Raw genomic sequence first — 12,197 nt, 5'->3', positions numbered from 1 at the left:
CTACCTGCCCAGGCTCTTCCGGAAGGCGGCGACGTTCTCGTCGACCGCGCCGACCACGGCGTCCGGTGCGGACCTTCCTGCCAGCATGCTCTGCATGGTGGTGTTGATGGTGTCGAACAACGTCGGCGTGGCCCAGTCCAGGTAGGGCACGGCGGTGCCCCGCGCCGAGATGTCCTGGGCGATGGCGACGTCGTCCGCCAACAGCGGATCGCCGGCGGGCGCCTGCACGTCCGGGTGCAGCAAGGGCATTGCGCCTTTCCGGACGGCGAGTTCGGCCGCTTCCTCACCGGCCGCGAAGTTGAGGAAGGCCGCGGCGGCATCGGGATGCTTCGATTTCGAGGCGATGGAAAGGTTGCTGGCCGACGAGGCCGTGGCGACCGGGGCACCGCCGTCCTCGCGCGGCAGGACGAAGGAGCCGAACTCCTTGGACTGGCCCGGCCTGAGCGGCAGCGAGCCCGAATAGTTGAAGTGGAACAGACCCTCGCCGTTGACGAAGTTCTGGGCGGCATTGGCCGCATCGGTTCCCGCGTAGTCCTTGTCCAGATACCCCTTGTCGGACCACTGCCTGAAGGCGGACACCGCCTGCGGCAACCCGCTCCGGCCGATGTTCACGTCGTGGTGCGAGTAGGTGAAGTCCGAGATCGCGGACTGTGTACCGAAGGCGTTCATGAGTGAGAAGAGCGGTGCGGTGATGCCGAGTTGGTCCGCGTTGCCCAGCGCGATGGGGGTGATGCCGGCCGCCTTGGCCTTGCCGAGGGCGGTCTGGAAATCGCCGTAGCTCCGGGGCACCTTGGCGCCGGTCTTCTGGAGGAGTGCCCGGTTGTAGTAGACCTCGATGAGGGAGGCTCGGGCGACAGGAGTGCCGAACAGCGAGCCCGTGCCCATGTGCCTGCCGTCGGTGCTGAACTGATGCTGATTGACGATCGACGGGGGAAAGGCCTCGTTCCATCCGTAGGCCTTGGCGTAGTTGTCCAGGTTGAGCACCAGACCACCGCGGACCAGAGTGCCCATCGACTGCCAGCCGGGGTTGGGGGGCACGATGTCCGGTGCGTCGGCAGACTTCAGCTTGAGGGGCAGGGCGGCCATCACGTCGCTCCACGGGAGCGAGGTCCGCTCGACGGTGATGTCGGGGTACTGCTTCTCGAAGGCCTCGACCACGGCCTTCATCCAGGCGTCGTCGACGCCGCCGGTGAAGTAGTCAAGGACGTGCAAGGTGACCTGGCCCATCTCGGCCGGGTCGGTGGTCACCGCGCCCGACGCGGTGTTGGCCGCGCCGGTCCCGTCGGTGCCCGGCACACAGCCGACCAGCAGGCCGGCCGTTGCGAGAGGCGCCAACAGGCTGGCGATGCGTCCGGTTCTGCTGCGCGAGACCACGGTGTCTCCTGTCCTCGATGGGATGCCCCGAGAGCCCGGGTAGGTGAGTGTGACCTTAAAGCCAGCAGACCACTTAGTCCAGATGCTCGAAGCTGGTTTGTTTGCTCCGTTCACCAGACCAGTATTGGTACGCTGGGGACATGACGAGCGTGGACGGCACCAAGGCGGGGGCCGCTGTCGAGCAGACCTACCGCCGACTCAGCAACGCGCTGCGCCGCGGGGTCTACCCGCCCGGGAGCCGACTGCCCGGCGAGCGTGATCTCGCGGCGACTCTCGGAGTCAGCCGATCGACCCTGCGCCTGGCGCTGGGGCGGCTCGCCGAAGAGAACAAGCTGGAACGCTCCTCCCAGCGCGGATGGTTCGTCCGTCGCAACGTCGTCGGCGAACCGCCGAGCACGCTGCAGAGCTTCTCCGAGATGGCACGCGCCCGCGGGTTGCGCCCGCGGGCCCGCGTGCTCCACCACCGCACGCGCCCGGCCACCTTCGAAGAGGCCGAACAACTGGCCGTCGCGCCGGCCTCCAAAGTGCTGGATCTGCGTCGGCTGCGCAGCCTGGACGGCGTGCCCGTGTGCGTCGACTCCAGCGTCGTGGCCCTGGGCCTCGCTCCCCAGCTGGCCGACATCGATCTCACCGACCGCTCGTTGTACGAGACCCTGGACCAGGATTGCGGGCTGCGCGTCGCCCGCAGTTCCTACACGGTCCACGCGGCGGCCGCGGATGACGCCACCGCGAAGCTGCTGGAGATCGAGCCGGGCGACCCCGTACTCGTCGGCGAGGAACTGACCTACGCGGACGACGGCTCCCTGGTGCTGGCCGGCCGGATGGTCTACCGCAGCGACGCGTACCGGTTCCAGGCCGACCTGTTCCGCCCGGTCGGCGACTGACACCGCCCCGACACCACAAGCAGCCGGGGCGTCCACCGCTCAGGTGGCCAGGAACTCCTCGGGCGGCAGACTTCTTGTCACCTTTTCCAGCACGGCGTCGGCGACGGCCGAATCCGCCAGCGCCACCCCGCCCTCACCCAGGGCGTCCAGCAACGCACCTGTCACCGGGGGCAAGGAACTGCTGTGCGGCACCGCTCCCGGCACATGGGCGGGCAGTTCGGAGAGCAGCGCCTCGGCCACCGGAGAATCCCTCGCCATCAGGACCGAGCCCGACAGCACCACGCTCACCGGCCGCCCCTCCCCCACCAGTCCGGTGCGCCGCGCGGCCACGCCCGCGTACTGGGCGAAGCGGTGCCCCTGGGCGCGGACGATGTCCACGGCCACGGGATCGCCTGCCGCGGCGACCGCGGTGACCACCCGTGCACAACTGGTCCGTTCACGAACGGATGCCTGACCCTGACGTCGCGTCAGCCAGTGGTTGAGCGCCTCCGCCGTGGGCTTGTCGAAGTGCGCGAGGAGAGCCGTGGTGAGATCCGTCTGCGGCCCGAGCCCCAGCTCCGCCAGGAGGACCGCCCGGAACGCCTCGTTCGCCAAGCCGACCGCGCCCATCTCGTGCTGGCCCCACCAGCCCATGTCCCATAGCTCACCGTCGTGTCCGCGGGCGGCGATCGCCGCCGCCGTACCCCCGGTCACCGAGATACCGACGCCACCGGGGTCACCGCACCGGATGGCGGCGTAGCCGTCGTTGAGGATGCTGCGCCGGCCCAGGGCGCCGGGATACCGACGCGCCAGGGCGGAGTCCCAGTACTCCTGGTCCTCGGGCCAGTCGACTCCGGCCAGCCGGAAAGCCGTACTGACCACGGCCGTCACGTCCGCGCCGGCCTGGTCCAGGGCCTCCCGTACCGCCGCGAGCACCTCGGTCACGGCGTCCTCGGGGGTCGGTGCGCCGTAGATGTCCCCACAGCCGGAGCGCCCGGCGCCCACCACCTCACCGGAGATGGTGGACACCAGGGCGGCGGTCTTGCTGTTGCCCGCGTCCACTCCCAGACAGAGAGCGGACGCGGGGCCCGCCGAGAGTGCTCCGGTCACGGCAGCAGACGCTCCGGCAGCCAGGCGCGCTGGGCCTTGGCCATCTCGGTGTACAGCGCCTCGGCCACCGGCAGCGAGGGCACGAGCGGGTTGGCCGTCATCGCGCGGACGGCGTCCGCCGGAGAGCCCTCCCAACCGGCCTTCGCGGCGAGGATCTGGTACTCGGCCAGCTGCTGGACCACGCCGCGCACGGAGTGCGGCAGCGGCTTCTGCGCTTCGGGGTGGAACCCCTTGCCGTCGACCGTGCCCCACAGCTCGACCACGGTCGAGTCCTCGAAGCCGGGCAGCCACCCGCCCGTGTTGGTGATGTTGAACGGCAGGCGGGTGGGGGCGTCGTTGTAGTACGCGCTGATCGCGTCGATGGCCAGCTCGAGTTCGTGGATCCCGCCCCGGGAGCGGTCCTGGTCCAGGCGCGGCGCGTCGCAGCAGGACTGTTCCTGGTAGTGCGCCCAGTAGTCGGGCAGCGCGTCCATGATGACCTCGGAGCGGGTCTGGGCGGACAACTGCTGCTCGCGCAGGATCTCGTCCCGGAAGTAGTAGTAGTTGAAGTAGTCCGAGGGGATGGACTCCATGGCCACGGCCAGGTGCAGCGCCCGCAGGCCGTTGCGGTCCTCGGCCGGCTTGTCCTTGAGTGCCTCGTAGCGCTCCCGAAGGATCGGGAAGGCGTCCTGCCCGTCGTACGTCGCCTCGTTCGACCAGCAGTTGTGGTTGACGCCGACCAGGTTGGCCTTCAGCTTCGCCGGGTCCAGGCCGGCGGCCTTGGCGACGACCGGCGGGAAGACGATCGGGCCTTCGCAGAACGAGACGATGGGAATGTCGGTGTAGTCGGAGACGGCCTGAGAGACGATGTTGACCGGGTTGGTGTAGTTGAAGATCCGTGCGCGGGGCGCCACGTCTGCCAGATCGGCACAGAGCCCCTTGATGACATTGATCGAGCGCAGCGCCATCATCAGGCCGCCCGGCCCCTGCGTCTCCTGTCCGATGACGCCGTACTTGAGCGGGATCCGCTCGTCCAGGGCGCGGGCCCCGAAGCCGCCGGGGCGGAAGCTGCTGAGTACGGCGTCGACGTCGCGCAGCCCCTCGCGCCGGTTCGTCGTGGTGCTGACGGTGATGTCGAGGCCCTCGTTGCGGGCCATCTTCTCGGCGAGCGTGCGCACCACTTCCAGGTGGTCCTGATCGAGGTCGATCAGGACGAACTCGGAGCCGTCGAACTCCTTGCCGTGGTGCATGAACGAGGCCATGGTGCCCGCCGCACGCGAGGAGCCACCGCCCAGGTAGGCAATCTTGACGCGAGCCATCGATCCTCCAGGATCTCTTGGTTTTACAGCTTCGGATTCCGTTGTGCGCGTGGGCTTCAGAGCGACGTGAGCGCCGCGGCCGCGGACATCGCCGCCTCGTCCACGTAGAGCCGGGGACGGACGCAGTCTGCGAAGACAGTGGCCGGCCAGTCGGCCTCGTATCCACGGGCCCGGGCGAGCCGCTGAACCGCCCGGCCCTTGTCCCGGCCGTGCGCGACCATGACCACCCGCCTGGACTGTGCACGGATGGTGTCGATGCCGACCGTTACCCCGTATCGAGGCACGTCGGCAAGGCCGCCGAACGTCGGGAACGTTGCCAGGTTGTCGGTTCTGGTCTGCTCCCCCAGCGCGACAACGCGGGTTCGTGAATCCACAGCGCTGCCCGCCGGGTTGAACGCGATGTGTCCGTCCCCCGCGCCGGAAGCCAGAAGAAACAGGTCGATGCCACCGAGATCCGCGATGCGCCGGTCGTACGCCTCCGGATCCGTCGGATCAGGGGCCCACAGCCGCTCCGACCCGACCCCCCGCCCCGGGCCGGCCGCGGCGTTCAGCGGCTCGACGATCTCCCGCCGCCCGAACCCGAGGCAGCTGTGCGGCAGGTCGGGGTCGATCACACGGTACTCACGGGTTCCCGGACCGAGGGACGTGACCTCGACGTACTCGTCCATCATCACGACCACGAGATGTCCCAGGCCCAGCCCGCGCGCGGCAACTTCGTCCGCCAGCGCCCGGTAGGTACTGGCGGCACTGCGGCCCCCCGGGCAGCCGAGCACATACGTCCGTCCCGCCCGCGCGGCCTCCTCGATCTCCGCCGCGATCTCCGCGGCCAGCTTGCGCCCCAGGACCTCCGGGTCCGGGAAGACAATCGGCGACACCCGCACAGAACGAACTCCCTCTGGGCCAACACTCCTGCAGACCAGTTACGCCACTGACGATACTGTGGTCTGACTGGTTCAGGCAATGCCTGACTGGAGGATGCCCGGCGAGGGATGGGCCGCCGCCCTGACGGGCGCGTCGCGTCGAGGGCATCGATCACGGCACCCCCGAGATGGATGGCGTAGTCGGTGGCGCCGTCCACGGCGTTGGGCTCGGGCCGGCGGTGGTGTCGGGACGCGGTCGCGGCCGGAGCGGTCAGCGGGCCGGGCCGGCGGCGGACTTCGCCAGGCCGAAGAAGTGTGTGATCCAGTAGCTGGAGCAGATCGAGTCCAGGAAGTAGGCGATACTGGTACTGCCGCACTGCTGGGCCCCGCCACCGGGATCGACGGGCGCGCTGTGCCCGATGCCCGGCACCCGGCTCACCTCGACGGCCACCGAACCGCATCGCCGCCCCGGCCGTCGCCGCGAGATGGCCTGCCCACTTGGTGCGGCAGGCGGCTCAGCGGTAGAACCGGACGTGGTCGAACTCGGCGGTCACCCCCTCGCCGGCCAGCGAGACCAGGCCGATGCGCGGATCGTCGCCGGCCGGCAAGTGCCAGACGCCGCCCCAGATGTACGTCCTCCCGTCGCGGCTGGTCGCCGCCTGGTACATGTGTTCACCGGTCTTCGGGTTGACGGTGTGCCGCATGCGCAGCCACATCGTGTCGGCGGAAGGGCCGATCTGCATCTCCGGCCACGAGTCCCGGTCGCGGCCGATCCACAGGAAGACCTGGCGAGTGGGTCCGGTACGGGTCGGTGCGAGGTGGATGGACTCCTCCGGGCTGCGGAAGGCGGTGATCCCGGCCTGGCTCCGGCCGTCGGGGGCGTCGGTGATCGGGAAATTCAGCTTGGCCTCCACCGTGTAGGTGCCCTTCGGAGCCTTCCGGAGCAGGGCGGAGGCCATCGTCCCCTTGCCGGAGAAGTCGGCGTCCTGGGTGGGCCACACGTACTTCCCGTCGGCCACCTCCCCGTCGGACGGCCCGAACCACTCCCAGTCGTCCAGCGCCTCGTCGGCGAAGTCCTCACGGTAGGACTTCAGTTCCTCGCCGACCTTAGGGTCGGGCTTTTTCATCGTCACCGGGGTGTGGAGCCTGGTGACGCCGACGTTGTCGGCTTCGCCCGAGCCGTGGCTGGACGCCGCGCCGCCCCGGTGCCACGCGTCGGGGACGTCCACATCGATCTCGGCGAGGGGCATCCCGAGCATCGCCGAGCTGATCTCCACCCGCGCCCGGCCGTCGCGGATCTCGGCGTTCAGCGAGTGCCAGGTCCGTACGTCGACACCGGAGTGCAGGCGCTCCGTCCAGGTCTTGCGCACCGTGCCTCCCCGGGTCGACTCGACCGTGAGGGCCCTGTCGGATCCCATCCAGGCGATCAGGTGGTCGAAGGCGCCCTTGGCGGCCAGGACCAGCCCGACACGTCCGCGGTCGTCGCGCAGCCGCACGTCGGCCTCCAGCCGCACGTCCCCCTTCGGGGGGCGGCTCGGCAGCAGCATCTGCGGGGCGGAGCGGCCGCCGGTGGCTCTCGCGTAGCGGCCCGAGTCCGAGTCGGTGCCCTTCTTCCAGACGCCGGTTCCCAGTGTCCGGAAGCCGTCGAGTCCGGCCTCGAAGTCGCTGCCGGCGTCCCATCGCGCGACCGGCGCGGCCTGGGCGCCCTCGCTGGTCCAGGCACCGGCCCGCACGGTCGGCCAGCCGTCGATCCAGTCGAGGCGGTCCATCACGGTGGGGCGTCCGCCCCAGCCCGGGTCCTTCTCGAAGCGGTCGAAGCCGTTGGTGAGTATCCACTCCTGACCGGACTTGTCCACCACGTTGGCCGAGTGCCCGGTGGCCACCCACTTGTTGCCGTTGGGAGAGTTGACGATCGTCCCGCCCGGGTGCCGGTCGGCCAGGCCCACGCCCTCGGCGTCGACGAATGGTCCCGTCGGGCTCTTCGACCGGCCGGCGTACACCGGGTACGCGCCCTTGTCCCGGGCACAGCAGCCCAGCCCGGAGTAGAAGAGGTAGTACCAGCCGTCGCGTTTCGTCACGTATGCCGCCTCGCCGCGGCGTGCGCCGACCACCTGCACCGGGTCGCCGGCCGGCGCCGTGCCCGCGGCGTTCAGCCGTACCGCCTGGATCCCGCCGTCGCGGAACGAGCCGTAGTAGAGGTACTTCTCCCCGTCGGAGTCGACGAAGACCGCCGGGTCGATCTGGTTGACCTCCTTGCCGTACGGCAGGACCGGGCGGCCGATGTCCTTCCACGGCCCGGCGGGGTGGTCGGCGGTGGCCAGGGCTATGGTGTTGTCGTCGTTCCCGGCGACCGAGTAGTACAGGTAGTACCTGCCGTTGATGTAGCGGATGTCGGGCGCCCAGTAATACGTGCTCTCGAAGTCGCGCCACCGCGGGTGGTTGTCCGGGCCGAACACGTCGCCGACGTAGGTCCAGTTGACCAGGTCGGACGAGCGGCTGATCGGCATGAAGTGCTGGGACTCCCATGGTCCGCCGGCGTTCTCCCTGGTCATGGACGTCTGGGTCGCGTAGGCGTACCAGTAGCCGTCCTTCCCGCGGATGATCGACGGGTCGGAGTAGGCGTCGGCGATGTCGTCCATGATGTGGTTCGTGTACGTGCCGGGGCGGTCGGTGGGGTCGGCGGCGGCCGGCGGCACACCGAAGCCGGTCACGCAGACCGCCACGACCGTCGCGACAAGGCGCCCGGCCCGTTCACGCGGTGCCCTCGTCCCCGTGATCATCTTTGATCGTGCCATGTGTCCGGGTCTCCTTCTCGGGGGTGGGGCCACCACGGCGACCGGTGAGGTGGTGAGGAGCGGTGCGGGTGTGTGGGTCGCGGGGTACGGGTGTGTGTGGCTCGGCGTGTGAGTCGCCGGTCAGGCGACGACGAGGGCGCCGATCCGCCACAGACCGTTCAACTCCGATCCTGTGATGTCCAGTTCGGCGGTGCGCCCGGACCCCCCACCGTCCAGCTCGAAGGAGAACCAGGCGAAGGTGCGGGCCGGCAGGGTGTCGTCGCCGGAGGTCGCCAGGACGGTGCCGTTCTCGGAGATGGTGGTGATCGCGGACTCGGCGACCATGTCGCCGGTCAGGATCCACACGGTGTGCGTGCCGGCCGGCACGCGCAGGCGGATCGCGGAGTCCTTGATCTTCTGGGTGACGAAGTCACGTCGCAGGGCGTCGCCGGCGCCCCGGTCCCGGGTGTCGGGGCGCTCCTTCGTCCAGCCGAAGCCTCGCTCGCCGTCGTACCGGTCGCCGGGGGTGAGCCGGGTCCAGCCGGGCACCAGGGGGCTGCCGTCCGGTCCGGCGTCGAGCGCCAGCACGACGTCGTCGGCGTGCGGGGCGGTCACCACCGCCACCGACCGGCCGCGCTCGACCTCCTCGTCGCCGCTGTCGACGCGGATGTCCACGGCGGCGAAGCCGGGCTTCGACTCCGGTGTGGCGGTGACCGTCAGCTCCGCGTCCGTTCCGGCCTTGACGGTGACGGTGCTCGGAGTGGTCTCCCAGCTGTCCGGGGTCTCGAGTTCGGCGGTGACCTCGCGATCCGTGTCCCCCTGATTGCGTACCAGCAGCGTGACCTCGTTGGGCCGGCCGGTCCACCAGACCTGTTCGGTGGTGGCCTTCATCACCAGCAGGGGCGGCGTCGGCAGTGATTCGTCCGGGAGGGCCAGCGCGTTCAGTCGCCAGGGCCCTCCCTCGCCGGCGAAGGTCAGGTCCAGGGCGCGACCCGAGGCGCCGCCGTCCAGCGGCAGTTCCAGCCAGGCGAATGTCCCGCCTGGCTGTCGGGGGCTGGTGGCGACCGTCCTGCCGTCCACCGCGACCCTGGTCGGCGAGGCGGTCGCGTCGGTGTCTCCGACGAGCGCGTACGCGGTGTGCGGGCCGGGAGGCACGGCGATGCGCAGCACGCGGGAGCGGTTGTTGTAGAGCATGTCGCGGATCAGTGGTTCGCCGCCGCGGTCGCGTCCGGTGGGCCTGTCTCCCACCCAGCCGAAGCCGGCCTCGGGCGACCAGGCGGAGGACGGCCGCAGCGGGGTGTAACCGGGCATCGACGCACCGCCGTCCGGCTGGGCGTTCAGGGCCAGTCGGCAGCGGGCGCCGTCCGGAGCGATCACCAGGTCCGGGATCGCCCCGTCCAGGCTGGTGAGCCGCGGTGACACCTCGAGGTCGCACGGCGCGACGGTCCCGGCCGGCGGCGGGGTGACCGACAGTTCGAGTGCGGCGGTCTCGGTGCCGGCGACCTCGCCGACGGCCGTCGTGGAGGTCCACCGGCTGTTCGGCGGGCGCAGCCGTACCCGCAGTCGATGCCTGTCCGGCGAGGCGTTGGTGATGTCGACCGGCAGCAGGTTCCCCCGGCCGCCGAGCAGCACGCGTTGTCCGCCGAGGGCGGCCCGGATCCACGTGCGCCGCTCGTCGAGGCGTCGGCTGTGGTCGAAGTAGAAGCCGACGACAACGTCCCGCCACAGGCGGGCGTGGGCCAACTGCGCCGTGAAGGCCGCCTCGATGTCGCGGTGCCGCTGCCCGTCGACCCGCCCTGCGAGCGCGCGCCAGGCGAGGAGGAAGCGCCGGGCCTCCTCGACGCCCTGGAAGTGGGTGTCGTAAATGTGCTGGATGACCGTGGTGCCGGAGCGGAGGCGGTGGTCGTAGCGGACCCGATGCATGAACAACAGCAACTCGTCCGGGCACGTGTCCAGGGATTCGTAGACGTCCTGCCAGGCTTTCGGGTACTGCCCGGTGAAGCCGCTGCCGGTGGCGGCGGTGCGGTCGAAGCCCGTGCCCTCGGTGGTGGTGTGGTGCGACTGGAAGAGCGTCGCCTTCGGATCGGGCTCGAAGTGGTCGCCGCCGGGGTTGGTGAAGTATCCCAGTCCGAGCGGGGAGGAGTACGTCTCGTACGTCTCCCGGGAACTGGTCAGGATGTCGGCGACGGCGCCGGTCACCTCCGGGTCGGTACCGAAGGTCATGCGCGCCCATTCCTCGGCCAGGTCCCGGGGGTCGGCTTCGGTGTCCCAGCACATGCGGCCGAAGGCGTAGGTGTTGGCCGCCCCCAACTGGTAGCCGGTCCAGTCGTGGTCGTTGCCGAAGTTGCTCACACCGGCGATGCCGGTGCGCGGCTCCCGCAGCGAGCCCGCCGAGAGGATCTCTGCCACCGTCGGCCCGTCGGCCGGCCCCTGTGTCGGGAAACTCAGCACCTCGCGCCACATCGGTGCCAGATAGCAGGTGTGCACCGCGTGGCCGGTGTACTCCTGGGTCAGCTGGAGCTCGACCATCTGGTGGGTGCGGCGCATCCGGCCGAACAGCGGGTGCACCGGCTCGCGGACCTGGAAGTCGATGGGTCCGTACTTCGTCTGCAGGACGACATTGTCGTCGAAGTCGCCGTCCAACGGAGCGAAGGTGCGGTACTGGTACTCCGCCCAGTCACTGAAGTCCTCGTGGACGAAGCTGCGCCAGACGATCTTCCCGCCGTGCGGGCGGACCGCCTTGGCCAGCATGTTGGCGCCCTCGGCGTGCGTACGGCCGTAGTCGAGCGGGCCTGGCCGTCCCTCGGAGTTCGCCTTGACGAGGAACCCGCCGAACCCGTCCAGCTTCGAGAAGATCTCGCCGGCCTTCGCGCTCCACCACTGCTGGACACGCGGGTCGCTGGGGTCGGCCGTCGTGATCGGGTCCTCGTCGTCGGCCGTCAGCACGAGCGGACTGGCGTAGTTGACCGAGAGCCACAGGGAAATGCCCCACGAACGGAAGAGAGCGGCCAGCGGCGCCAGCTTGTCCAGCATGTCGCCGGTGATGAAGTCCGCATCGGCGTTCACGTTGTTGATCACCGAGGCGTTGATACCGATGGAGGCCATCGCCCGCGCGTAGTCGACGTGCCGGTCGGAAATCTCCGGCAGATCGTCCCAGCCGAAGATCGTCGTGCCGGCGTATCCGCGCTCGATCGAACCGTCGCGGTTGTCCCAGTGATTCATCATCCGCAACCCGACGGCCGGGTTCTGCCGGGTCGAAACCCTCGCCAGCGGTGTCTGGAGCTGCAACAGCCGGATGAAGTGGAACACCCCGCTGAGCACCCCCTGTTCGGTGCGACCGATGATGAAGATCCGCCGACGCCCGTTCCCCGCCCTGACCGACGTGATCGCGAAGCCCTGGTCGCTGAGGCGGAAGTCGCGGTCCTCGTCCACGCGAGAACGCGGCAGCGACGAGTCCTGTACCCGGCCGACGACGATCGCGGCCCTGGAGGCGCGGGCATCGGCGGGAGAAGTGCCGGTGAGGCCCTCGACCGCCCGCCTCAACTCGGCCTCGGCGTTCTCCAGCACCGGACCGTCACCGTGCCGGGCGATGCTCGTCAGGCTCCGTCGGTACTCCGCCAGGCGGTCGGGGCCGGAGACGAGCGGGTAGCGCAGCCACAGCTCGTAGCCGTCCTCGTCGACCAGCCGCGCGGCCGATGCGGCGGAAGTGCTCCACGGGGCGGCCGCCGCGGCGAACGCCAGAGCCGAGGCCTGGAGCAAGCGTCTGCGCCCGAATTGATACCGCGCCATCGCAGCGGGCCCTCCTCCGTCGCTCATTACAACGTTTACCGGCCGCAGCAACCTTCACGTCGTACCGCCCTGATGTCAACGCCCCGCGCAGCAATCCGAGTTGACCACGACTGTCACAACGAGGAGGTG

General features: G+C 70.0%; 8 protein-coding genes. 1 reads left to right on the top strand and 7 read right to left on the bottom strand.

What is annotated here, in order from left to right; genetic code table 11:
• Positions 1-1,374 carry an ABC transporter substrate-binding protein gene (locus tag IG02_RS0108655; protein WP_030743833.1) on the bottom strand — a complete coding sequence of 458 codons (1,374 nt, stop codon included), beginning with the start codon at positions 1,372-1,374 and terminating at the stop codon, positions 1-3.
• Positions 1,375-1,514: 140 nt separating this feature from the next.
• On the opposite strand from IG02_RS0108655, the gene IG02_RS0108650 reads away from it, so the two are divergent.
• On the top strand, positions 1,515-2,258 hold the full coding sequence (locus IG02_RS0108650; RefSeq protein WP_030743830.1) for a GntR family transcriptional regulator: 744 nt from the start codon (positions 1,515-1,517) through the stop codon (positions 2,256-2,258).
• A 39-nt stretch (positions 2,259-2,297) separates the two neighbouring features.
• Here IG02_RS0108650 and IG02_RS37685 read toward each other — a convergent pair whose 3' ends face one another.
• From IG02_RS37685 to IG02_RS37680, 6 genes are all read right to left on the bottom strand, one after another.
• A complete protein-coding gene (locus IG02_RS37685) occupies positions 2,298-3,347 on the bottom strand; it encodes a BadF/BadG/BcrA/BcrD ATPase family protein (protein ID WP_051764683.1) in 1,050 nt (349 codons plus the stop codon).
• On the bottom strand, positions 3,344-4,645 hold the full coding sequence (locus IG02_RS0108640) for a glycoside hydrolase (RefSeq protein WP_030743826.1): 1,302 nt from the start codon (positions 4,643-4,645) through the stop codon (positions 3,344-3,346). The genes IG02_RS37685 and IG02_RS0108640 overlap by 4 nt, the downstream gene beginning before the upstream one ends.
• A gap of 56 nt (positions 4,646-4,701) precedes the next feature.
• On the bottom strand, positions 4,702-5,526 hold the full coding sequence (locus tag IG02_RS0108635; RefSeq protein ID WP_030743824.1) for a 6-phosphogluconolactonase: 825 nt from the start codon (positions 5,524-5,526) through the stop codon (positions 4,702-4,704).
• Positions 5,527-5,776: 250 nt separating this feature from the next.
• Positions 5,777-5,956, bottom strand: coding sequence for a hypothetical protein (locus IG02_RS0108630; protein ID WP_030743822.1), 180 nt, complete (start codon positions 5,954-5,956; stop codon positions 5,777-5,779).
• A 64-nt stretch (positions 5,957-6,020) separates the two neighbouring features.
• Complete coding sequence (locus IG02_RS0108625) at positions 6,021-8,300, bottom strand: family 43 glycosylhydrolase (protein ID WP_078854302.1); 2,280 nt, start codon at positions 8,298-8,300, stop codon at positions 6,021-6,023.
• A 120-nt stretch (positions 8,301-8,420) separates the two neighbouring features.
• Positions 8,421-12,068: an alpha-glucuronidase family glycosyl hydrolase gene (locus IG02_RS37680; RefSeq protein ID WP_051764679.1), complete on the bottom strand. Its 3,648-nt coding sequence runs from the start codon at positions 12,066-12,068 to the stop codon at positions 8,421-8,423.
• Positions 12,069-12,197: the final 129 nt, after the last annotated feature.

The sequence above is a fragment of the Streptomyces sp. NRRL F-5135 genome (assembly GCF_000719775.1).
Taxonomy (GTDB): Bacteria; Actinomycetota; Actinomycetes; order Streptomycetales; family Streptomycetaceae; genus Streptomyces; species Streptomyces hebeiensis.
The sequence above is the reverse complement of the archived record's forward strand: the minus strand, read 5'-3'. Positions and strand labels throughout refer to the sequence as shown.

Coding starts and splice junctions, on each gene's coding strand:
- IG02_RS0108650 (WP_030743830.1), top strand. CDS start 1,515: ATGACGAGCGTGGACGGCACCAAGGCGGGGGCCGCTGTCGAGCAGACC.
- IG02_RS0108640 (WP_030743826.1), bottom strand. CDS start 4,645: ATGGCTCGCGTCAAGATTGCCTACCTGGGCGGTGGCTCCTCGCGTGCG.
- IG02_RS0108625 (WP_078854302.1), bottom strand. CDS start 8,300: ATGGCACGATCAAAGATGATCACGGGGACGAGGGCACCGCGTGAACGG.
- IG02_RS37680 (WP_051764679.1), bottom strand. CDS start 12,068: ATGGCGCGGTATCAATTCGGGCGCAGACGCTTGCTCCAGGCCTCGGCT.